This is a genomic window from Kordia sp. (assembly GCF_045105435.1).
GTDB lineage: Bacteria > Bacteroidota > Bacteroidia > Flavobacteriales > Flavobacteriaceae > Kordia.
On record NZ_JBGCDL010000084.1, the window covers coordinates 1 to 21,971 of the forward strand.

Annotated in this window: 20 protein-coding genes; 11 read left to right on the forward strand and 9 right to left on the reverse strand. The window is 31.5% G+C overall.

Annotated elements, in window-relative coordinates; all coding sequences use genetic code 11:
- Window positions 1–380 precede the first annotated feature (380 nt).
- The 3 genes from AB8B65_RS03905 to metG all read right to left on the reverse strand — a co-directional run bounded on the left by AB8B65_RS03905 (window position 381) and on the right by metG (window position 3,608).
- Complete coding sequence (locus AB8B65_RS03905; RefSeq protein WP_405299546.1) at window positions 381–896, reverse strand: ferritin; 516 nt, start codon at window positions 894–896, stop codon at window positions 381–383.
- A 114-nt stretch (window positions 897–1,010) separates the two neighbouring features.
- Complete coding sequence (locus AB8B65_RS03910; RefSeq protein WP_405299547.1) at window positions 1,011–1,532, reverse strand: GNAT family N-acetyltransferase; 522 nt, start codon at window positions 1,530–1,532, stop codon at window positions 1,011–1,013.
- A 27-nt stretch (window positions 1,533–1,559) separates the two neighbouring features.
- Window positions 1,560–3,608, reverse strand: coding sequence for a methionine--tRNA ligase (gene metG, locus AB8B65_RS03915; protein WP_405299548.1), 2,049 nt, complete (start codon window positions 3,606–3,608; stop codon window positions 1,560–1,562).
- 234 nt (window positions 3,609–3,842) lie between these two features.
- Between metG and AB8B65_RS03920 the strand changes: the two genes are divergently transcribed.
- Window positions 3,843–4,733, forward strand: a complete 891-nt coding sequence (locus tag AB8B65_RS03920) for an LD-carboxypeptidase (RefSeq protein ID WP_405299549.1) — start codon at window positions 3,843–3,845, stop codon at window positions 4,731–4,733.
- Here the strand turns inward: AB8B65_RS03920 and AB8B65_RS03925 are convergent.
- Entirely contained in the window at window positions 4,730–5,518 is a 789-nt protein-coding gene (locus AB8B65_RS03925; RefSeq protein ID WP_405299550.1) for a class I SAM-dependent methyltransferase, read from the reverse strand. The two genes, AB8B65_RS03920 and AB8B65_RS03925, sit on opposite strands and share 4 nt — an antisense overlap.
- A 159-nt stretch (window positions 5,519–5,677) precedes the next feature.
- Between AB8B65_RS03925 and AB8B65_RS03930 the strand changes: the two genes are divergently transcribed.
- Window positions 5,678–6,037: a YraN family protein gene (locus AB8B65_RS03930; protein WP_405299551.1), complete on the forward strand. Its 360-nt coding sequence runs from the start codon at window positions 5,678–5,680 to the stop codon at window positions 6,035–6,037.
- 84 nt (window positions 6,038–6,121) lie between these two features.
- Window positions 6,122–6,781 carry an aspartate kinase gene (locus tag AB8B65_RS03935; protein WP_405299552.1) on the forward strand — a complete coding sequence of 220 codons (660 nt, stop codon included), beginning with the start codon at window positions 6,122–6,124 and terminating at the stop codon, window positions 6,779–6,781.
- A gap of 810 nt (window positions 6,782–7,591) precedes the next feature.
- Here the strand turns inward: AB8B65_RS03935 and AB8B65_RS03940 are convergent.
- Window positions 7,592–7,774: a hypothetical protein gene (locus AB8B65_RS03940; protein ID WP_405299553.1), complete on the reverse strand. Its 183-nt coding sequence runs from the start codon at window positions 7,772–7,774 to the stop codon at window positions 7,592–7,594.
- 189 nt (window positions 7,775–7,963) lie between these two features.
- On the opposite strand from AB8B65_RS03940, the gene AB8B65_RS03945 reads away from it, so the two are divergent.
- The 4 genes from AB8B65_RS03945 to AB8B65_RS03960 all read left to right on the forward strand — a co-directional run bounded on the left by AB8B65_RS03945 (window position 7,964) and on the right by AB8B65_RS03960 (window position 12,255).
- Window positions 7,964–9,658 (forward strand): helix-turn-helix domain-containing protein, encoded by a 1,695-nt coding sequence (locus tag AB8B65_RS03945; RefSeq protein WP_405299554.1) that lies wholly within the window; start codon window positions 7,964–7,966, stop codon window positions 9,656–9,658.
- A 98-nt stretch (window positions 9,659–9,756) separates the two neighbouring features.
- Window positions 9,757–10,002, forward strand: a complete 246-nt coding sequence (locus AB8B65_RS03950; protein ID WP_405299555.1) for a hypothetical protein — start codon at window positions 9,757–9,759, stop codon at window positions 10,000–10,002.
- A gap of 201 nt (window positions 10,003–10,203) precedes the next feature.
- Window positions 10,204–11,883, forward strand: a complete 1,680-nt coding sequence (locus tag AB8B65_RS03955) for a helix-turn-helix domain-containing protein (protein WP_405299556.1) — start codon at window positions 10,204–10,206, stop codon at window positions 11,881–11,883.
- 108 nt (window positions 11,884–11,991) lie between these two features.
- On the forward strand, window positions 11,992–12,255 hold the full coding sequence (locus AB8B65_RS03960; RefSeq protein WP_405299557.1) for a hypothetical protein: 264 nt from the start codon (window positions 11,992–11,994) through the stop codon (window positions 12,253–12,255).
- 192 nt (window positions 12,256–12,447) lie between these two features.
- On the opposite strand, the gene AB8B65_RS03965 is transcribed toward AB8B65_RS03960, so the two are convergent.
- On the reverse strand, window positions 12,448–12,645 hold the full coding sequence (locus AB8B65_RS03965; protein WP_405299558.1) for a hypothetical protein: 198 nt from the start codon (window positions 12,643–12,645) through the stop codon (window positions 12,448–12,450).
- Between the two features lie 215 nt (window positions 12,646–12,860).
- Here AB8B65_RS03965 and AB8B65_RS03970 point away from each other — a divergent pair, with 215 nt between their 5' ends.
- Both AB8B65_RS03970 and AB8B65_RS03975 read left to right on the forward strand, forming a co-directional pair.
- Window positions 12,861–14,531 (forward strand): helix-turn-helix domain-containing protein, encoded by a 1,671-nt coding sequence (locus AB8B65_RS03970; RefSeq protein ID WP_405299559.1) that lies wholly within the window; start codon window positions 12,861–12,863, stop codon window positions 14,529–14,531.
- 97 nt (window positions 14,532–14,628) lie between these two features.
- Entirely contained in the window at window positions 14,629–14,856 is a 228-nt protein-coding gene (locus AB8B65_RS03975) for a hypothetical protein (RefSeq protein ID WP_405299560.1), read from the forward strand.
- A gap of 210 nt (window positions 14,857–15,066) precedes the next feature.
- Here the strand turns inward: AB8B65_RS03975 and AB8B65_RS03980 are convergent, their stop codons facing one another.
- Window positions 15,067–15,264, reverse strand: coding sequence for a hypothetical protein (locus tag AB8B65_RS03980; protein WP_405299561.1), 198 nt, complete (start codon window positions 15,262–15,264; stop codon window positions 15,067–15,069).
- A 206-nt stretch (window positions 15,265–15,470) separates the two neighbouring features.
- Between AB8B65_RS03980 and AB8B65_RS03985 the strand changes: the two genes are divergently transcribed.
- Entirely contained in the window at window positions 15,471–17,168 is a 1,698-nt protein-coding gene (locus AB8B65_RS03985; RefSeq protein WP_405299562.1) for a helix-turn-helix domain-containing protein, read from the forward strand.
- A gap of 90 nt (window positions 17,169–17,258) precedes the next feature.
- Window positions 17,259–17,492: a hypothetical protein gene (locus AB8B65_RS03990; RefSeq protein ID WP_405299563.1), complete on the forward strand. Its 234-nt coding sequence runs from the start codon at window positions 17,259–17,261 to the stop codon at window positions 17,490–17,492.
- 86 nt (window positions 17,493–17,578) lie between these two features.
- Here AB8B65_RS03990 and AB8B65_RS03995 read toward each other — a convergent pair whose 3' ends face one another.
- Together AB8B65_RS03995 and mfd are read right to left on the reverse strand one after the other, a co-directional pair.
- Window positions 17,579–18,904 (reverse strand): TlpA family protein disulfide reductase, encoded by a 1,326-nt coding sequence (locus AB8B65_RS03995; RefSeq protein WP_405299564.1) that lies wholly within the window; start codon window positions 18,902–18,904, stop codon window positions 17,579–17,581.
- A gap of 564 nt (window positions 18,905–19,468) precedes the next feature.
- Window positions 19,469–21,971, reverse strand: a 2,503-nt coding sequence (mfd, locus tag AB8B65_RS04000; protein ID WP_405299565.1) for a transcription-repair coupling factor, incomplete at its 5' end; no start/stop codon positions are given.

Below are 21,971 nucleotides of genomic sequence, written 5' to 3' on the forward strand. Positions count from 1 at the left end.
TTTTGGATCGCTTCGCTTTTGGATCGCTTCGCTTTTGGATCGCTTCGCTTTTGGATCGCTTCGCTTTTGGATCGCTTCGCTTTTGGATCGCTTCGCTTTTGGATCGCTTCGCGTGTCTTTTAAATACTTTTATATTTAAAACTCAACATTTATAATTCCTAAGCGTCACTTCGAGTGAATTTGCTGCGCAAATTTGTATCGAGAAGTACTATGAAAACAATTTACTTTGATACGTCATTGCGAGGAGTTTGCGACGTGGCAATCTGTTTCTTTAGTATAAGATAGCTTCACTATGTTCGCTATGACGTTTCTAATAATAACACATATAAAAGCGATTGAAAAACTTCCAATCGCTTTTATATATTTTAAAATACCGTGTTTTATACCGCAGGACCTGTTGATGGTTGTACAGTAATTGCCTGTACATCTCTGTCAAACAAATACAATCCACCTTTATCATCGCCAATTAAGTTGATTTTGTCTAAAATAGTACGTGCCAACGCTTCTTCTTCAATTTGTTCTGCAACATACCATTGTAAAAAGTTGTGCGTTGCATAGTCTTGTTCTTGTAAACTAATGTGTACTAAATCGTTGATGCTTTTTGAAACTTTCACTTCATGATCAAATAATTGTTGAAACATTTCTTTTAGTGAACCGTATTCTAATGGTGGTTTTGATAATTCTGAAACTATCGCGTGTCCGCCACGTTCGTTTACATATCTAACAAATTTTAGCATGTGTTGACGTTCTTCATCTGAATGCATAAACATAAATGAGGCAACGCCTTCAAAACCTTGCGTTTCAGCAAAACTTGCCATTGCTAAATATACTTGTGAAGATTCTGCTTCTATTTTTATTTGCGTATTTAACGCACTTTCCATTTGTTTTGATAACATAGCGTGTATTTTTTGAGATATGTAAAAATACGCATAAGATGTGAATTTTACTTACACGAAGTATAATTTTAATTTATTCTAACTAAAGGGAAATTGATGGGTTTTTTTAGCGATTTACTTTTTTAATGCATACACAATATTGTCTGCGTTATCGATGTCTTTTTTACCTTCAACTAATGTAAATCCATTTCTTTCAAGTAGTTTTTTTGAAGGTTCATTTTGATACTGTGTATAGGCTTCAATTAAGTCTAGATTCAATTTTTGGAATCCGAATTCGGTTACACTTTTCAACGATTCATTCATGATGCCTTTTCTTTGATATTTTGGACTTAAATCGTATCCGACTTCGGCGGTTTTACCATCTTCTGAAAAGTTCCATAAGCAAATACTACCAATCATTTCAGAGTTACCTTTTTCTGTTAATTTCCAATAATATAACATCTGACTCTCAATTCCTTTGCTAATCTTGTCAATAAACTCCAGTGCTTTTTCTTTAGTTTCTGCACTTGGTCTTTTTACAAATTCATTCACGTCTTTGTCTGAACGTAAAAAAGAAATCATTTCCCAGTCTGTAGTTTGCAACTTTGTAAGTAACAGTCGTTCCGTTTCTATTTCTGAAAAACTAAATTCAGTCATCGTTTATTTTAAGTATTTTGAGAACGATTAATTGATTGTCTCTCCATTATTAACACCATCTTCATCAGGATTTACAAAAACCAATTTGCCTTCTGGCGTTTCGGTCATTAAAATCATTCCTTGACTTTCTACTTTGGCAATCGTTCTTGGTGCCAAGTTGGCTAAAACAGTTACTTTTTTACCAATAATTTCTTCTGGCGTAAAGCTTTCTGCAATTCCAGAAACGATCGTACGCTTGTCCAAACCTGTATCTACCAAAAGTTTTAAAAGTTTTTTTGTTTTGCGAACTTTCTCAGCTTCCAAAATGGTTCCTACGCGTAAATCTAACTTTGTAAAATCGTCAAAAGTAGCTGTTTCTTTTTGTGGAACTACTTCTTTGTTGGCAGCTTCGTTTGCTTTTCTAGTTGCTTCCAATTTGTCTAATTGCGCTTGAATTTCTTTGTCGTCAATCTTTGCAAATAATAATTCGGAAGGATTAATTTGATGTCCTGTAGGAATAAGTATTTCTTTTGTCGAAATATCATTCCAAGACAATTCTACGTCAAGCGCCAACATGTTTTTTAATTTATTTGATGTAAATGGTAAAAATGGTTCAGAAAGTACCGCAATCGCCGAAGCAATTTGCAGTGCTACATACATAATACCTTTTACAGTTTCAGGATCTTCTTTTATTTTTTTCCAAGGTTCATTGTCTTGTAAGAACTTATTTCCAAGTCGCGCCAAGTTCATTAATTCCTGACTTGCTTCACGGAAACGGTATCTTTCAATAGAACTTGAAATGATTGCTGGAAAATGTTTTACTTGCGTTAATTCTTCATAATTTCCTGTATACTCAGGTACAATTCCATCGTAATATTTATGTGTTAATACTACTACACGATTGATAAAGTTTCCTAAAATGGCAACCAATTCGCTGTTATTACGCGTTTGGAAATCTTTCCAAGTAAAGTCATTGTCTTTCGTTTCTGGTGCATTCGCGGTTAACGCATAACGCAATACATCTTCTTTTCCAGGGAAATCTTCTAAGTATTCATGCAACCAAACTGCCCAATTTTTAGACGTTGAAAGTTTCTTTCCTTCTAAATTTAAGAATTCATTTGCAGGCACATTGTCTGGCAAAATATAATCGCCATGTGCTTTTAACATTGATGGGAAAATAATACAGTGAAATACAATATTATCTTTTCCGATAAAGTGAACCAATTTGGTATTTTCGTCTTTCCAATAGGGTTCCCAATCTTTTCCTTTGCGTGCTGCCCATTCTTTCGTAGCTGAGATATACCCAATTGGTGCATCAAACCAAACATACAATACTTTTCCTTCGGCACCTTCTACTGGCACAGGAATTCCCCAATCTAAATCGCGCGTTACGGCACGAGGTTTTAAACCATCGTCAACCCACGATTTCACTTGTCCATATACATTGGCTTTCCAATCATTTTTGTGTCCTTTTACAATCCATTCGTTTAAGAAATCGCTGTATTTATCTAATGGTAAATACCAATGTTTTGTTTGTTTTAAGGTGGGAACGTTTCCAGTAATAGCCGATTTCGGATTTATTAATTCGGTGCCACTTAATGCGCTTCCACAGTTTTCGCATTGATCGCCATAGGCTTCTTCATGACCACATTTTGGACAAGTTCCTACCACAAAACGATCTGCCAAAAACTGATCAGCTTCTGCATCGTATAATTGTTCTCTTACGTCTTCGATAAATTCGCCATCTTCATACAATTTCTTAAAAAATTCGGAAGCGGTTTTGTGATGAGTTTCCGCAGAAGTACGCGAATAATTATCAAACGAAATTCCAAAATCTTGAAACGATTGCTTTATAATTCCGTGATATTTATCAATAATATCCTGTGGTGATATACCATCTTTTTTAGCTCGTATCGGAATTGCTGCACCATGTTCATCGCTTCCGCACACAAAAGCAACATCATTGCCTGTTAAACGTAAGTAACGTGCATAAATATCGGCAGGAACATATACACCAGCTAAGTGTCCAATGTGAATAGGTCCGTTGGTATAAGGTAATGCTGCGGTAATGGTATATCGTTGTGGGTTTTGACTCATTTCGTTTGTTTTCAATTCAATATGATTAGATTTTCTGTTGAAAATCGTATAATTAACGTGCAAAAATAGGGATTCCAAGTAAGATTACTTAAAAAATACTTTGCAAAAACTTGAAATTTTGTAGTATTTATAGAGCCAAAATTCACAAAAACGATGATTTTTGCAGATTATCTAAAAAAGGGTTTTGTTTTGATGAAAAAAAAGAATCTGTATTTTTTCATATACTTTTAAGTTATGAACCAACCTAAACTACTACATAAAGGCGCAACTGTAGGTATTTTGTCAACGGCACGAAAGATTTCTATTAAAGAAATTCAAGCAGCTATTGAGTTACTTCACAGTTGGGATTTGAAAGTTGTTCTTGGAACGACAATCGATCTTGAAGAAAACCAGTTTGCTGGTGATGACATGACACGTGCTATAAATTTTCAACAGTTTATGGACGATGAGAGTATTGATGCTATTTGGTGCGCACGCGGTGGTTATGGAACGATTCGCATCATAGATGAATTGGATTTTTCGCGATTTATACAAAAACCAAAATGGATTATTGGCTATTCTGATGTCACAGTGTTACATGCAAAAGGGCAAGAATTAGGTTTTGAAACCGCACATGCTACCATGCCAATTAATGTTTCAAAAAATAGTACGGAATCTTTAGAGAGTTTACGAAAAGTACTTTTCGGCGAAAGCCTTACATACGCTGTTCCTACTGTTGATTTTAATAGAAACGGAACTGCAACTGGCGAACTAATTGGCGGAAATTTGAGTATGTTGTATAGTATGACAGGTTCTAATTTGGCATTAGATACGACAGGAAAAATTTTGTTTTTGGAAGATTTAGATGAATATCTGTATCATGTAGATCGGATGTTGATGAATTTGAAACAAAACCAATATTTTGAAGGTTTATCTGGATTAATTGTTGGCGGAATGACCAGCATGCACGATAATACAGTTCCGTATGGAAAGAGCGCAAAAGAAATTATTGTAGACGTAACTTCAGGGTATGATTTCCCGATTTGTTTTGATTTTCCTGCGGGACATTTAGCTGACAATCGCGCGTTGATTTTTGGTAAAAAAGTGCATTTGGAAGTCGCTTCAGAAGTGAAATTAGGGTTTTAGTCTTCTTTTTGACTCAACAGAAATAAATAATCACCATCACGATTTTCATAATTTTTGATGCTGTTTTCAATTGCGCCAGAATCAATATCTTTTTTGAGTTGTTTCAATCCTTTTTGTACTTCATCTTGATGCGCTAAATGTGAAAAAGAGGAAATTCCGTTGCGAATTTTTTCGTCTAAATATAAGCTCGGATTGTGTTTTCCTACGTATAAAAAATGATCTTTTAAATCGGGTTGAATAAAGTATCTTTCCGTAAAAATATTAGCGAAACCTGCTGCTTTCATGGCATTTTCAATTTGTTCTAACGAAGGCATTTGTTGTATGGAATCTTCCATCATTTTTGGAAAATAATGATTCAGCCAATAGCCTTTCATTTGTTCGGGAGTTGCGGTAAAAAATACAATGTTTGTGTAGTTTTTCATTACACGAAATAATTCTGAAAATCCTTTTTCTAAATTGTCCCAATGATGTAATGTCAACGTTCCAACCACACCTTCAATACTATTTTTTTCTTGAGGAATAGCTTCGGAAGTTCCGAGTTTCCACGTAATTTCTGGATAATTTGCTTTTGCTTTATCAAGCATTTTTTGTGACGGATCAATTCCGATAAATTGTGTTTCCTTCGTATGAAGTTTTGAAGTGTAATTTCCTGTGCCGCAGCCAATGTCTAAATACAAACCATTATGTATTGGATTTAAGTGATAACGGATTCGTTCTAAAATAAAAGGATCGGCTTTTCGGGTATTGTTGTATCCTTTTCCAATATGATTGTATTTTGCTTCCATATCGATTCGGTTATTTAGTTACTAAAGTAGCAAATATCGTTTGTGACATGTGGTATTTGTGATCACAAAAATTGATAATAGTATGTGGAATTTTAGGAATTTGTTGTTGATTATTAGTAGTAAGATACGTATTTTATGTGAAAAATTTAGAAGTAATTTATGGCAACACATAATGAATTAGGAATTGAAGGCGAAAAAATGGCTGTTGCGCATTTGCAAAAGAATGGATATCAAATTTTGGAGACTAATTATCGATTTCAAAAAGCCGAAGTAGATATTATTGCTCAGAAAGGAGAAACACTTGCGGTGGTTGAGGTGAAAACGAGAACTTCTGCCGATTTTGGAAATCCAGAAGAATTTATCAGTAAAAAGAAAATTAAATTATTGGTAAAAGCGGTTGATAATTATATCAATGACAATGATTTAGATGTTGAAGTTCGGTTTGATGCAGTTGCGATTTTGATGCAAAAAGGCAATGTTACAATAAATCACATTGAAGATGCATTTTACCATTTTTAAAAAATACTGTTATAATTATAACAAATTGTTTTGAAAATAGTTTTTTGGTTTGTATTTTCGTAGTCTATTAAAACTATAGACTTAATGAAGACAATTTCATCGATTGTAGAAGAGTACATTAAAACAAAGCCATTTTTATCAAGTGCATTATCACAAGGAATTATTAATTTAACTTCTTTATCACGACTTATCAAACCTGAAATAGAACATCAGTTAGGAAAAGAGGTGAAAAATGGTGCTATTGTAATGGCATTAAAGCGATTGTCATCGGAATTGGAATTTAGAGTGACACATCGTGTGTTGAAATTTGTTAGAAATATTGGCGAAATTACCGTTCGTTCTTCCTTGAACGATTATACATTTAGAGTATCGGAAACTTTATTGAAAAGTCAGGCAGCATTCATGTCAGAAATTGAAAGTTTGAATACTGTTTTTTACACATCATCACGTGGTGTAAACGAGTCAAATATTGTAGTAAGTAATGAAGTTGCTGAATTGGTTGGGAAAATTTTTCAGCATGAAATTTTACTCGAAAAGCAAGAAAATTTATCTTCCATTACTGTAAAACTTCCAAAAGATAATGTGAATGTACCTGGAATTTACTATTTCATTTTTCAGAGACTTTCTTGGGAAGGCGTAAATATTTACGAAGTTATCTCGACTACGAACGAATTCACTATCTTAGTGAACGATGAACAAGTAGATAAAGCATTTACCGTAATTAAAAACTTGAAATCACTTTAAAATAGCGATTGAAAATCTCATATACGTACGTAACTATCAAAAAACAGGTGTTTCTACGGTGTTGATCTTCAATATTTATTCAGAAATTTGTTTTGTAGAAAGATTTTTTATTAATTTTGTATTGTGCGAAAAAGTATAGCCAACTATTTTGCATGTCATAAAACAGAAAGTTTATTTCTGCAATTTACGTTACCCCTAACGCTCACCTTATTAATAGATTCTGAAAGGAATCAATCATAGAAGAACATTATACATTTCGATTTTTACTGTCGATACACATTTTTTATACTGTCTTTTTTCGATAGGTATATACTGTGTTTGATACATTTTAAAAACAAACTGTTTATAAGAAACAGTAATTTATGATATATAAAAGTTTGCGTGGAAGAATTGACAATTTCTGTTTAGTAGATAGATGAATCTTAGGGCACTTTCCTTTGGAAAAGAGAGATTTATCAGATTTGAAATTTATAAACTCTTTACGTAATTTTAGTTTTACGAGAAATCCCGCTCAATGAGCGGGATTTCATATATGTACAGGTTGGTTATTAGTGAAACAACACATTCAAAAGCTATTTCAATGCCTATACACAGAGAGAAAACGATTGATTTTGATTTTTTGAATGTCCATTTTGTGTAAAAAAAAGAGGCTGTCTGAAAAGTCGAAATTTCGTCAAACCGAATCATGTTCGGTTTCTCATAACAGTTGAGAATCAGCTTTATGAGACTCTGGGTTCAAGCCCAGAATGACGGCTTTTAGAACTTTTAGACAGCCTCATGAAAATCTAAAATGCATTCTTTTTCAAAATATTATCTACATGGGCGACACCAAGAAATAAAAGTTACAGCAACTGAACCTGCAGAATCATCTTCTTCACAGATTAAAACTGATTCTATAGAACAAGCACCACTTCCTCCGTGTACAGTTGAAGAATTAAAAGATGAAATTGATTTCTTGTTTAGCTTTAACGATTTTAAATTTTGTTTTTTCATAATGATTTTATTTTTAATTAATAATTACAGGAACAAAACAACAAATAAATTGATTGCCAGTCAATTAAAGCAAATGACAATTCCTTGAATTACACCTGTAATTCCGTGAATTATAGAAAATGGAGCAGTGAAATGTATTAGTTTCGAGATACTTTTCAACTATATTTGTTGGAAATCCTACATCGTTATATGAAGAAGTCTGTTTTGTTTTTATTGTTTTTTATTGTTGGAATGTCTGTATTTGCACAAAAACAAGAAGATTTATTAGAAGAGTTCAATACATTAAAAACAAAATTTAGAGACACAAGTATTAGTTCTGAAAAACGTAAAACACTTTCGAAAGGTTATTTAGAGAAAGCAAAAAAAAGTGGTGAGAAACGTTTTATAGGACGCGGTTATTACTTATTTACAATTAACAATCCTAGTAAAGAGGATAAACTTACATATTTAGATAGTACTATTTATGTTACTAAAGACTTGAAAGACGATCCTGTTTTTCCTGTTCATGCATATATGTTTAAGGGATTTTTATTATCTGGAGCAAATGACTATCAAAAAGCGTTAGACTATTTTGTGACAGCCCAATCGGTAGCCAAATTTAAAAACGATCTTAGTTCTCAATATTACATAAAGTATAATATAGCGTTGTTAAAACGTTTTTTAGGAGAATATGAAGAAGCAGAAACTTTATTTCTTGAGTGTAAAAAGATTGAAGAATCTTCAAAAGATGTCAACCAAAAATCGCCTATAAAAACATTGTTTCAATTATCTTCTATTTATTATGAAACAGAACAAATAGAAAAATGCACTGAAATTAATAAGGAAGGAATTCAGTTAGCCAAAACTTTAGGCAATGAAAGCAAGTATTATTCTTTTGTGGCGAATGAAGGAATTAATTTGAATGTAAAAGGCGATTATAAAGCATCTATTGATAGTTTAGAAAAAGGATATCTACATTTAAAGGAAGGAGATCAGCAAGTTATTGATTTCTATTTAGGAAGAAGTTATTATTTATCAGGAGAAAAAGAGAAAGGACTTAATTATTTTAAAAAAGTAGACGCCACTTTTAATCAAACAAATGATTTATATCCTCCACTCATAGGTGCTTATGAATATCTAATTAATGACAGCAAGCGTAAAAAGGATAAAGAATCTCAGCTTTATTACACCAATCAACTCTTAAAAATAGATAGTATTCTCGATAAGAATTATAAGTATCTTTTAAATACAATTGTAAAAAAATATGACATTCCTAGGTATGTGTCGGAGCGAGACGATACAATTGTAGCACTGGAAAATGAAAACGAGCAAGTAATTAAACAGAATAGAAATATTATGCTTGTTAGTGTTTTAATAAGTGTCATAACACTTGGCGGTTTGTTATATTACTATCGCTTGAAAAAAGTATATGAAAAACGATACAATGACATAGTTAAAAACTCAAGTGCAATTATTGAGGAAGAGATTAAGGTAGAAGACACAAATTTAAAACCTATTTTAGCTGTTGGGATTGATCAAGACATTGTGGAAGACGTTCTAAAAAACCTACACGAATTTGAGCAAGGAGAAGCGTATCTTATGAAGCAAATTACGTTAAAAGATGTGGCAAAAATTGTAAAAACAAATTCTAAATACCTATCGAAAATAATAAACGTGTACAAAGGCAAAAACTTTGCAACATATATTAATGATTTACGCATCAATTATTTAATAAATCACATACAACAAGATACAAAGTATCAAAAGTACACAATTCGTGCTACTGCAGAAGAAATAGGATTTACAAATTCAGAAAGTTTTTCCAGGGCATTTCAGAAGAACACCGGCTTAAAACCTTCCTATTTCATTAAAAAAGTACGTGAAAATCAAGAAAAAAATACATAATTCGCGGAATTACTGTTTCTTCAACGTTTTTTTATCTGTGTTTTTTATTTAGAATTTCTAAGTTTGAACACATTCAAAAATTTTAAAAATAATATAAGATGAGAGAAAACAAAAAAGTGTTAAAATTTAGAAAATTTAAAATTGCAAATTTACAAGTTCATTCAGTTAGTGGAGGGACAAACAGTAACCCTTGTGTGCCAACGGGACCATTACCATCTGACGGTTGTCCAACTATTGACGACCACACTTGCCTAATATCAGATCCTACTGTTCTAAGTGGTTGTACTAAAGGAGAATTTTTAACAAATGAAGATGTATCAGATTGTAGATTAACTGGCTTATAATACATAAAATACAAAAAGAGTAAAAGACAGAATAAGGATAGTTCCTTTTCTGTCTTTTTTTTGTTCAGAATTAGAATGTAAAAAAACAAACAGCCTCTTGATTTCTAGTGACAATTCACTGAATTGTCGTAAAACAGCAATTAAAGCAAACAATTTCAAGGTACTTTTCAACTATATTTGTTTTGAAATACTTCCCTTACTATGAAAAAGCTTGTACTCTTTGTGTTATTATTATTTGTTGGAACAACTCTCTATGCGCAAAAAGAAGAAGATTTACTAAAGGAGTTCAAGACACTGATGCATCAATTTCGTGATACCAGCGTAACTTCTACGAAAGCAAAAATTCTTGCTAGTGAGTATTTAGAAAAAGCCAAAAGTAATGGTGAAAATCGTTTTATAGGTCGTGGTTATTATTTATTGGCAATCAAAAATAACAAGTTCGAAGAAAAAATACAATATCTAGATAGCGCTATTCATTCTACAGAAAAGTTAGTAGGAGATAGAATTTTCCCCATGTTTGCATACATAACAAAAGGATCAGCATTGAATCAAGAAAAGGATTACCCAAAAGCTTTAGAGGCTTATTTTCTAGCAGAGAAAGCAGCTGAACTAAATAATAATAATCATTATAAATATATAATTAAGTATAGTATTGCATACTTAAAAAGAGTTTCAGGAGATTATGAAGAAGCTGAGAAGCTTTTTAAGGAATACTTGACATATATAAGATCTTTAAAATCAAACTTTAGGCAAGAAGAGTTACAAGCACTTTTTCAGTTATCCTCTTTGTATTATGAATCAAATAAAACGAAAAAGGCAACTGAAACTAATAAATTAGGCATTAAAACTGCTTTAAAAAATAATCTCACAGAGCTGTATTATTCTTTTGTTACAAATGAGGGGATTAATTTATATTTTAAGGAAGATTATACAGTAGCTATTGATAGCTTAAATAAAGCAATTCCTCATCTTACAGAAAGAGATCAGTTGGTTGGGATGCTTTATTTGGGTAAAAATTACGATGCAATAGATGAAAAAGAAAAAGCAGAAAACTATTTCAAAAAGATAGATACTTATTATAATGAAAAAAAGGATTTATTCCCTCCATTACGTGAATCGTATGTATATTTAATTGAATACGCTCAGGCCAAAAAGAACGAACGAAACGAGTTGTACTTTACCAAACAATTATTAAAAATTGACAGTACTATTCATGCTGATTATAAGTATTTATCTAAGAATATTTCAAAAAAATATGATATTCCTTATCATATAGCGAACAAAGAACGCTTGATAAAAAAATTAGAAGGTAAAAATCAACAAATTACAAACGAGAGAAATTGGATTGTTAGCATAGGCGGAATTTTAGGTTTAATTATTATTTTCTTTTTAATTTATTACTACAGGTTGAAAAAACAATACGAGAAACGATATAACGATATTATAGCACAATCTAGTGCAAAAATAGAAGAAGAAATTATAGTAAAAAATGCAAACGTACAAGCTGTTTCTTTGGGAATAGATACACATATTATAGATGAAGTATTACAATCATTAGATACATTTGAAAAAGGAGAAGCATACCTTACCAATCAAATTTCACTCAAAGACGTGGCAAAAATTGTGAATACAAACTCCAAGTACTTATCTAAAATTGTAAATACATACAAAGAGAAAAACTTTACAACTTACATCAATGATTTACGAATTGACTATTTGGTGAATCACATACAAACGGATACCAAATATCAAAAGTATACAATTCGTGCCATTGCAGAAGAAATTGGGTTCTCCAATCCAGAAGGGTTTTCGAGAGCTTTTCAAAAGAAAACTGGATTAAAACCCTCATATTTTATTAAAAAAGTACGAGAAAACGCTTAGAAAAAACAACAATTCACTGAATTATCGTTTTCATGTTGCTGATTTTCAATTGATATTCTTTTGGAATTCTTAGTTTTGATCACATTCAAATTTTAAAAATAGTATAAGATGAGAGAAAACAAAAAAGTATTAAAATTCAGGAAATTTAAAATAGCCAATTTAAACGGACTTCGAATTGTAGGAGGTGCAGACTCTGTTCCAACTATTCCAGATCCAATAGAATTAAAAACTGATGAAGGTGTTTCTGCATGTCAGAGTAGACATGACGGAATGTGTACTGAAGGAGCTACAAATACACAACTTAAAAATGGTTGTACAGATCCAGATTCTGCCAATGGTGGTTCAGCTAGTGGTCAACAAGTTTCAGGATAAGCAATAATTAAAATAACAACCTAAAAAACAGAAAAGCAACTTCGCTTTTCTGTTTTTACTTTTTAACAAAAAGTGACAATGATTAGTTTATGTAAAAGATCAATTGAAATATTACTATTAAATAAAAAGTGGATTTTAAAACCCACCTAAAATCATTGTTTACATGGTTTTTTTGTTACTACATTAATCGGGTTACTCTTCTTTTGCACAATCTACGTCTGCTAATGTTAGCTTGCAATCAGGATTGCAAGAACGTGTACAACTCAAACAACATGTGCCGCCACTTCTACTCTTTGAACTACCTACTGCTCCTCCATTAATAACAATTTGATTTAAATTAGAAACAGATTTTTTGTTAAGATTTAATGACTTAAGTCCTCTTTTTTTCATAATATAAAATTTTGAGTTAATATTTTTTAATCACATTGATTATCAATGGATCACAGGAACAAAACAAGGGATAAATTAAGTGTAAGTCAACAGAAGGTAAATGGAATTCCTTGAATTGCGAATGTAATTCAGCGAATTGTAAAAAGGTTTAGTACTCCACTAAATAAATTCAAAAAGCATTTCGGTTATATTTGTGATAAATCCTCACATTCTGTATGAAGAAGTTAATTCTGTTTTTATGTTTTTTTTCAATTGGAGTACTATGTCAAGCACAAAAGAAAGATGTGTTGCTAGATAAGGCCATAACTTTGAAAAAAGATGTATTAGATAAAGAAGTAGATGTAAAAACTGCAGAAATACTTATTCGTAATTATCTACGAAAGGCAAAAAAAAGTAAACGAAAAGAGCTGATAGGACGAGCCTACTATTTGCTGAGCCTTAAAAATATTGAGATAGAAAAAAAACTTCAATATATAGACAGTACTATTTTTTATACAAAAGATTTAAAAGAGGATCCAGAATTCCCAATGAAAGGATACTTTTTTAAAGGAGTATTTTTAGATCTCAAAAAAAAGTATCAACAAGCTATAGATAATTACTTGTTAGCAGAATCTTTTGCAAAAAGAGATCTTAATACAGCGTATCAACATCATATAAAATTTAATATTGGTATTCTAAAACGCAGAATAGGAAAATATCAAGAAGCACTCAAATTATTCAAGGATTGTTTGGCTTTTAAAGAAAGTAAACAAGAAGTAAATACTTTGCCATATACTCAAATAGTATTTCAATTATCATCAACATATTATGAAATTGGGCAACTCGATACATGTACAGCAATTAATAAGAAAGGAATACAGTTAGCATTAGCTAACAATCAGCCTAATTTGTACTATTCTTTTGTGGTGAATGAAGGCATCAATTTAACTGCAAAAGGAGCCTACAAAGCAGCAATAGATAGTATAGAAAAAGGTGCTCGGCACTTAAAAAAATCCAGTCGAGTAACTTCTAATTTCTATTTGGCAAAGAGTTATGATGCATTAGGGGAAAAAGAAAAAGCATTATATTACTTTAAAACGATAGATACTGTTTTTAACGAAACACAAAACCTATTCTTGCCCTTACGTGAATCGTACCAATACTTAATCAAAAATGCTAAAGAGAAAAGAGATAAAGAATTGGAATTATATTACACCAATCAATTATTAAAAGTAGATAGTGTTATCCATGTTGATTATAAATACCTATCCAATACAATTACAAAAAAATATGAAATCCCAGAATTACTGACTTCTAGAGACGAGTTGATTGCCGATTTAAAAACTGATAAAAAATGGATTCTCTTAATCAGTATCATACTTGTGTTATTAGTATTAAGCGGATTAATCTATTATTACCGAAAGGAAAAGGTATATAAAAAACGGTATGAGGCCATTATTAGAGAATCGAATATATCTACCATTGTAGAAGAAGAAATTAGGGTAAAAGATGCGCAAATGCAACCAGTAGCTATAGATATAGATGCGCATGCAGTTCAGGAAATTTTACAACAATTAGAACTTTTTGAACAAGAAAAACAATATCTCGCCAATCAAATTTCATTAAAAGATGCAGCGAAAATTGTAAATACTAATTCAAAGTATTTATCAAAAATCATCAATTCGTATAAAGGGAAAAACTTTGCAACATACATTAATGATTTACGAGTTGATTATTTAATAGAACAAATGCAACACAATCCTATATATCAAAAATATACCATTCGCGCGATCGCTAAAGAAGGAGGGTTTTCAAGTTCAGAAGGTTTTTTAAGAGCGTTTCGAAAAAAGACAGGACTAAAACCTTCTTATTTTGTAAAAAAAATTAGGGAAAGTCAACAAAAATAATGACATGTGCAATTTCCGCTTACACATGGTGTGCTTTTCCTGATTTTAAAAGGAAACACAATTTAGTTTAGAATACATTCATTTAAAAATTCACAATATGAAAACACGTAAAAAAGTATTAAAAATTAAGAAATTTAAAGTGGCAAACTTGAATATGTATCATCTTCAAGGTGGAGGACAAGGAAATGCTGATGATCTAACATCTCTTTGTGATACTGATGTTTTAGATACATGTACAATTTCTAAAACTACTACAGGTGAACCAGCATCAGTTTCTAATAATCCGTGTAGTGATAGATGCTTTTATGGTGGAATAAGTGGATAAGTATATTAAGAGTCTTACAACTAGTTTCCTGTTACACTAAAAATATGGAGCAAAATTCATAGCTAAAGAAACAGAAAGGCAACGATGCTTTTCTGTTTCTCTGATACTAAATTTGAAATAAATTAAATTATTTCGTCTAAAGAAAAACGATATTAAAAATAACGAAGTAGCTTTTTTTAATATAACTTTTTCAGTACATTTTAATGCAAATTAATTTGATGCTTGTGTTGTAACGGTACAACCAATACAGTTAGATTCGATAAAACATGATGGGTTGTCCGAATTAGCTGGAGGTAAGTCACAGTGATGTTTAAAGAATGATTTAGGAGGTTCTCCTCCAACAATAGTGTTAAAATTTGAAATACTTCTTTTGTTTAAACTTAAATAGTTTATCGTTCTTTTTTTCATAATAGATAAAATTTAATTAATACTAATTTTGTTGATTGTTAATTACAGGAACAAAACAATACCTAAATTTCATACGAGTCAATTAATGATAATTGTAATTCCATGAATTCCGCGCTGAATTCCATGAATCTGGAGAAAAATTCACGGTATAGTAAACAAGTTAATAGTGCTTTTGGATTATATTTGTTTGAAATTCAACTCCCTATATGAAGAAATTTGTACTGTATGTATATCTGTTTTTTGGAGCAACTTCTGTTTTTGCGCAAGAAAATGATTCTTTATTAAAAGAGTTTAATACACTAAGAATACAATTCCGTGATAAAAGCATCGGTTATGATACTGTAAAAATACGCTCAGCGGCATATCTTGAAAAGGCAAAAAAGGATGGGCAACACAAAATCATTGGACGTGGTTACTACTTACTAGCCATCAAAAATCCAGAATTAGACGAAAAAATTAAGTATTTAGATACGGTTATATTTTATACTAAAAATTTAAAAAATGATCCCCGATTTCCTACGCATGCCTATTTAGCAAAAGGAAAAGCATTGCAAAGAAAAAGAAATTATCCCGAAGCACTTTCTAATTATCTTTTAGCTGAGGCAACTGCCGAGTCAACTAAAAATGAAACATATCTATACGATGTAAAATATAATATTGCGTTCTTAAAACGAATATCGGGAAACTATAAAGAAGCCGAAAAGTTATTTAAAGAATGTGCGCGTTTTGAAGAACGTAAAAAAACTAAGTACATAAAAGGATATTTGTATACACTATTACAACTGTCTTCTACATATTATGAGTCTGGACAAACAGTAAAATCTACAGATGTTAATATAAAAGGAATCCAATTGGCGTTAGCTAATAATTTGGAAAAAATGTATCATGCCTTTGTCGTAAATGAAGGTGTTAATTTGTATGTAAAAGGAAATTATCAGGCTTCCATTGATAGCATTCAAAAAGGAATTTCTTTTTTACCTAAAGATGATCAATTAGTAGCGGGATTTTATCTAGGGAAAAGCTATCATGCCACTGGCAACAAACAAAAAGCATTTGACTATTTTAAAAAAGTAGACACGGTTTATAACAAGAAAAAAGACATTCTCTTTCCGCCACTTAGAGAATCGTATGTATACTTAATTAAAGATGCTAGAAAAACCAAAAACAAAGAAAAGCAATTGTACTACATAACGCAATTATTAGAAATTGATAGTAGTATTCATGCCGATTATAGATACTTATCAGAAAATATTTCAAAAAATTATGATATTCCTGCCTATGTAGCGAGTAAAGAACGCTTAATCCAAAAACTAAGAGGTCAAAACAAACGTGTAACTCAAGAAAGAAATTGGATTGCTATCATTGGTGGATCTATAGGTTTGTTAGCCATGGCATTGCTCATATATTATTACAAAATGAAAAAGAAATATGAAAAACGGTATCACGATATTATAGCAAAATCGAGTAGTACTATAGAAGAAAAAATTATTGTAAAAAATGCAAAATCGCAAATGGTATCTTTAGATATAGATGAACTTATTGTGACAGAAATTTTAAAAGAATTAGAACTATTTGAACAAGGAGAAAAATACCTCAAAGCCCATGTTTCTCTCAAAGAAGTTACAAAAATTGTCAATACCAATTCTAAATACCTCTCAAAAATCATTAATACGTACAAAGGCAAAAATTTCACAGCATATATAAATGATTTACGAATTGATTACCTAATAAATCATATTCAGCATAATACTAAATATCAAAAATATACCATTCGTGCAATTTCAGAAGAAATTGGTTTTTCAAATCCTGAAAGTTTTTCCAGAGCTTTCCAAAAAAAGACAGGATTAAAACCATCATACTTTATTAGAAAAATAAGAGAAAATTCGCAAAATGAGAATTTATAGTAGTATCGTTTTTCCTTTAAATATTTCTAATTCAGACTAAATAAGAACATTAAAATTTATAATAGTTTAAGTTTTTTAAAATAAATAAATATGAGAAAAAATACCAAAACACTAAAATTTAAAAAGTTCAAAATTGCAAATCTAGATACATTTGTGCTCAGAGGAGGAACCAATGATAATACGTATGTTGTAACGCCACCACATACTGCAGAAACGGATAGTTGCCCAACTATAATCAATACACAATGTACAATAGGAGAAGCAAAAACTGATGCAGAGAATACCTGTTCCGCAGAAAGTGATGGATTTAACGATGGGCCTTAAATAGTATATGGGCTAGTGCCCAAAAAAACCAGAAAAGCAATTCGCTTTTCTGGTTTTTCTGATTCTAAAAAATAAAATCTTTTGAATTATTCCTTCGTGTAAAATTCAATCAATTCCTTTACACCATACGGTTTTCCAATAATTCTTTTGTCTTTGTCCAACACAAAAAAGGTTGGTGTGGAACTTACATCATATAAATTACCTATTTCATTATCCCACTTTTGCAAACCTAACACGTGAATGAAATCTGGATAAAATGAACTCTCATCTGCCCAACTTCCGCGCTCGTCTTCTAAGCCGATAGCAATAACTTTAAACTTATCTTTTTCTTGCGAGTTAACAAAATCTTTAAGCTTTGGCATTTCTTTCAAACAATGCGAACAGGTACTACTCCAAAATACAATAATGTAATTTTCGGCAGTATCCAATTCACTTAATTTATGTGTTTCGTTGTCTTTTACCCATGAAAAATCCGGTGCTACTGCTCCAAAAACTAAACGCTTATACACATTTAGCTTTTCAATCAAAATTTCATCGTTTAGCTGTTTTGCCAACGGAATTAAATAGTCGTCGCCAACATGAATGGCAATATCTTGATTTTCTACCACAACCATTTGTTCCCACAATACATTGAACAGTGTTTTTTGATATGCTACAGGAAGCGATTTGAATTTTTCAGAAATTGTAGCAATATTCTTTTTATATTCTACAATCAATTCGTCAGCAGTTAACTCTTTTAATGGCAATGCAGTAAACACATAATTAGACATTTTATCTGCTATAAAGTCAGAGTTTTGCAAAGTAGGATTTGAAAAGTCAATAGCATCAAAATAGTGCTTTTTAATATTGGCAACCATTTCTTGTGGCTTTTCGTATGAAGTTGGCATGTACGTACGACTTGCCTTTATAAATTCATATGCCAACGTTCCTTTTGCTTCGTTTTCATACGTTTTTTGAAGTGTATCAATCGAATTAAAAACTTCTAAAAAAGCGGCTTCATTAGTATTTCCACTTTGGTAGAATGAATTAATCATTCGTTTTGCTTCATTGATATTTTCAAAATAAGAAGTATGCAGTTTATTTTCTTTAGAAACGGTAAAATCGAGTCCTTTTTCGTTAAAAGTAAACGCAATATCTTCTTCGCCATTGTAAATGAAATCGAAGTTTTCAGATTCTTGTGGCAATCCGTATACCAAACGATACATGCCTTTTTCGGTAGCAGGTTTAAAAGTATAACTCAATTTTCCATCTATAATTTTTCCATTATCTACATACGCTTGATGCGTAGTTTTTAATTTATAAATGATAAACCACTCAAATTTTTCAGTGGGTGAAAATGTACCCGACATGACTTTCTGTGCTTGCATGCACATTGGAATCAACATAAGGAAACAAAATAATTTTTTTATCATAATATTCTATTTTTTTAGTTCTGTTGAAGAACTCATTTCAATTCTCCTGAATAACATATTTTAAATTATAGTCACAATATTTTTTTTCAGTTTTCCTGAAGAACTTGTTTTAATTTTAGTTACAATATTCTTTTTTTCAGTTTTCCTGAAGAACTTGTTTTAATTTTAGCTACAATATTCTTTTTTTCAGTTTTCCTGAAGAACTTGTTTTAATTTTAGTTACAATATTCTTTTTTTCAGTTTTCCTGAAGAACTTATTTTAATTTTAGTTACAATATTCTTTTTTTCAGTTTTCCTGAAGAACTTATTTTAATTTTAGTTACAATATTCTTTTTTTTCAGTTTTCCTGAAGAACTTGTTTTAATTTTAGTTACAATATTCTTTTTTTCAGTTTTCCTGAAGAACTTGTTTTAATTTTAGTTACAATATTCTTTTTTTTCAGTTTTCCTGAAGAACTTATTTTAATTTTAGTTACAATATTCTTTTTTTTCAGTTTTCCTGAAGAACTTGTTTTAATTTTAGCAACTAAAATTAAAACAAGTTCAATAATTAAGCCAAAGCAATTTATACTATTTTTTCTAAAACATTCAAAGCTTTCTTAGCTGAGGTGATCTGTTCAAAAGTAAGTAATAAACGCAAGCCATTTCGGGTTTGTTTTTCTTTCATCTTACAAATCGATGAATTGTGCTGAACAAACTGTAAAATGCTCGAAAAAGCAGCACTTTGATAAAATTCAGATTGCTGATCGGCAATAAAATACCCAACCATTTTTCCTTTTTTCATAATAATTTTCTCCAAACCAAATTTCGTCGCAATCCATTTGATACGAACCGAATTTAACAATGCAACTGCAGGTTCTGGTAATGGACCAAATCGGTCAATTAACTCCGTTTCATAAACTTGCAACGCTGCTTCCGTTTTAAGTTCACTTAATTTGTTGTACAATATCAAACGTTCCGAAACGGTATTTATATAGGCATCCGGAAACAACAATTCAAAATCAGAATCAATTTGTGTTTCTTTCAAAAACACTTTTTCTTTCTTATTTTGTTGTGCATCATACAATTCCTTAAACTCGTTTTCTTTAAGTTCTTCAATGGTTTCGTTTAAGATTTTTTGATACGTATCAAATCCAATTTCATTGATAAATCCGCTTTGCTCACCACCTAACAAATCGCCTGCACCACGAATTTCCAAATCCTTCATGGCAATATTTAAACCGCTTCCAAGCGCAGAAAACTCTACCAATGCATTAATTCGTTTGCGTGCATCTTGTGTCATCACAGAATCTGGTGGCGTAATAAAATAACAAAATGCTTTCTTATTACTTCGACCAACACGACCACGCATCTGATGCAAATCACTCAAACCGAAATTATTAGCGTTATTAATAAAAATGGTATTCGCATTTGGTACATCCAAACCACTTTCAATAATTGTGGTAGAAACCAATACATCAAACTCACCATTCATAAACGCAAGCATGAGTTTTTCCAGTTTCTTTCCTTCCATTTGTCCGTGCCCAATTCCAATTTTGGCATCTGGTACCAAACGTTGAATCATTCCTGCGACTTCCTTAATATTTTCAATGCGATTGTGGATAAAAAACACTTGTCCACCACGCTGAATTTCATAACTCACTGCATCACGAATAATTTCTTCCTGAAAACGAATTACAGCTGTTTCAATCGGATATCGATTTGGCGGTGGCGTAGTAATTACAGACAAATCGCGGGCAGCCATCAAACTAAATTGTAACGTTCTCGGAATTGGTGTTGCGGTCAATGTAAGCGTATCTACATTTTCTTTAATGGTTTTCAACTTGTCTTTTACGGCAACTCCAAACTTCTGTTCTTCATCGACAATTAACAAACCAAGATCTTTAAATTTTACAGCTTTATTAACTAATTGATGTGTTCCAATCACAATATCAACACTTCCTTTTTCAAGCCCTGAAAGTACTTCATTTCGTTGTTTTGTTGATCGAAAACGGTTCAAATAATCAACGGTAATTGGCATATCTTCTAAACGTTCGCTAAACGTTTTAAAATGCTGAAATGCCAAAATAGTGGTCGGAACCAATATGGCAACTTGTTTTCCGTTATCAACGGCTTTAAACGCGGCACGAATGGCGACTTCCGTTTTCCCAAAACCAACATCACCACAAACGAGTCTGTCCATTGGACGTTCGCTTTCCATGTCTTCTTTTACTTCGCGTGTGGCTTTCGATTGATCGGGCGTATCTTCATAAATAAACGAAGCTTCCAACTCGTGTTGCAAGTACGTATCGGGTCCGTACTGAATTCCTTTTTGCATGCGTCGTTTTGCGTACAATTCAATCAAATTATAAGCAATATGCTTTACGCGGGCTTTGGTTTTTTGCTTGAGTTTTTTCCAAGCGCCAGAACCTAATTTATATATTTTTGGTGGTTTTCCGTCTTTTCCGTTGAATTTGGAAATTTTATGTAATGAGTGAATGCTCAAATACAAAATATCGCGTTCGCCATAAATCAATTTAATGGCTTCTTGCTTCTTTCCTTCTACATCAATCTTTTGCAATCCGCCAAACTTTCCAATTCCGTGATCAATATGCGTTACATAATCGCCGACTTCCAAATTGGTCAATTCTTTCAGCGTAATTGCCTGTTTTTTGGCATACCCATTCTTTAAATGGAACTTGTGATAACGTTCAAAAATTTGATGATCTGTATAACAAATAATTTTCTGATTATGATCTACAAATCCTTGATAGAGTGGAAGTACAACCGTTTCGTAAAACACTTTTTGTTCTACATCTTTAAAAATATCATCAAAACGTTTCGCCTGTTGTTCACTTGTACAGGTAATATAATTGATATACCCTTTATCGTGATTTACATCTAAATTTTCAATCAGTAAATCAAATTGGCGATTGAAAGATGGTTGTGGCGTGATATTAAAGTTGATGAATGTATCTGCTTTTAACAACGGATTCGTCGTCAACTCTACAATAGTATAGTCTAAAAACTGATGTTGTAAAAGTTCTTTTGTACAGAATAATTCTTCTGGAGTATTGTGTTTAATTTCT

Excerpts from the sequence above, each read along its gene's own strand:
- AB8B65_RS03905 (WP_405299546.1), bottom strand. The coding sequence starts at position 896 with ATGTTATCAAAACAAATGGAAAGTGCGTTAAATACGCAAATAAAAATA.
- AB8B65_RS03910 (WP_405299547.1), bottom strand. The coding sequence starts at position 1,532 with ATGACTGAATTTAGTTTTTCAGAAATAGAAACGGAACGACTGTTACTT.
- metG (WP_405299548.1), bottom strand. The coding sequence starts at position 3,608 with ATGAGTCAAAACCCACAACGATATACCATTACCGCAGCATTACCTTAT.
- AB8B65_RS03920 (WP_405299549.1), top strand. The coding sequence starts at position 3,843 with ATGAACCAACCTAAACTACTACATAAAGGCGCAACTGTAGGTATTTTG.
- AB8B65_RS03925 (WP_405299550.1), bottom strand. The coding sequence starts at position 5,518 with ATGGAAGCAAAATACAATCATATTGGAAAAGGATACAACAATACCCGA.
- AB8B65_RS03930 (WP_405299551.1), top strand. The coding sequence starts at position 5,678 with ATGGCAACACATAATGAATTAGGAATTGAAGGCGAAAAAATGGCTGTT.
- AB8B65_RS03935 (WP_405299552.1), top strand. The coding sequence starts at position 6,122 with ATGAAGACAATTTCATCGATTGTAGAAGAGTACATTAAAACAAAGCCA.
- AB8B65_RS03940 (WP_405299553.1), bottom strand. The coding sequence starts at position 7,774 with ATGAAAAAACAAAATTTAAAATCGTTAAAGCTAAACAAGAAATCAATT.
- AB8B65_RS03945 (WP_405299554.1), top strand. The coding sequence starts at position 7,964 with ATGAAGAAGTCTGTTTTGTTTTTATTGTTTTTTATTGTTGGAATGTCT.
- AB8B65_RS03950 (WP_405299555.1), top strand. The coding sequence starts at position 9,757 with ATGAGAGAAAACAAAAAAGTGTTAAAATTTAGAAAATTTAAAATTGCA.
- AB8B65_RS03955 (WP_405299556.1), top strand. The coding sequence starts at position 10,204 with ATGAAAAAGCTTGTACTCTTTGTGTTATTATTATTTGTTGGAACAACT.
- AB8B65_RS03960 (WP_405299557.1), top strand. The coding sequence starts at position 11,992 with ATGAGAGAAAACAAAAAAGTATTAAAATTCAGGAAATTTAAAATAGCC.
- AB8B65_RS03965 (WP_405299558.1), bottom strand. The coding sequence starts at position 12,645 with ATGAAAAAAAGAGGACTTAAGTCATTAAATCTTAACAAAAAATCTGTT.
- AB8B65_RS03970 (WP_405299559.1), top strand. The coding sequence starts at position 12,861 with ATGAAGAAGTTAATTCTGTTTTTATGTTTTTTTTCAATTGGAGTACTA.
- AB8B65_RS03975 (WP_405299560.1), top strand. The coding sequence starts at position 14,629 with ATGAAAACACGTAAAAAAGTATTAAAAATTAAGAAATTTAAAGTGGCA.
- AB8B65_RS03980 (WP_405299561.1), bottom strand. The coding sequence starts at position 15,264 with ATGAAAAAAAGAACGATAAACTATTTAAGTTTAAACAAAAGAAGTATT.
- AB8B65_RS03985 (WP_405299562.1), top strand. The coding sequence starts at position 15,471 with ATGAAGAAATTTGTACTGTATGTATATCTGTTTTTTGGAGCAACTTCT.
- AB8B65_RS03990 (WP_405299563.1), top strand. The coding sequence starts at position 17,259 with ATGAGAAAAAATACCAAAACACTAAAATTTAAAAAGTTCAAAATTGCA.
- AB8B65_RS03995 (WP_405299564.1), bottom strand. The coding sequence starts at position 18,904 with ATGATAAAAAAATTATTTTGTTTCCTTATGTTGATTCCAATGTGCATG.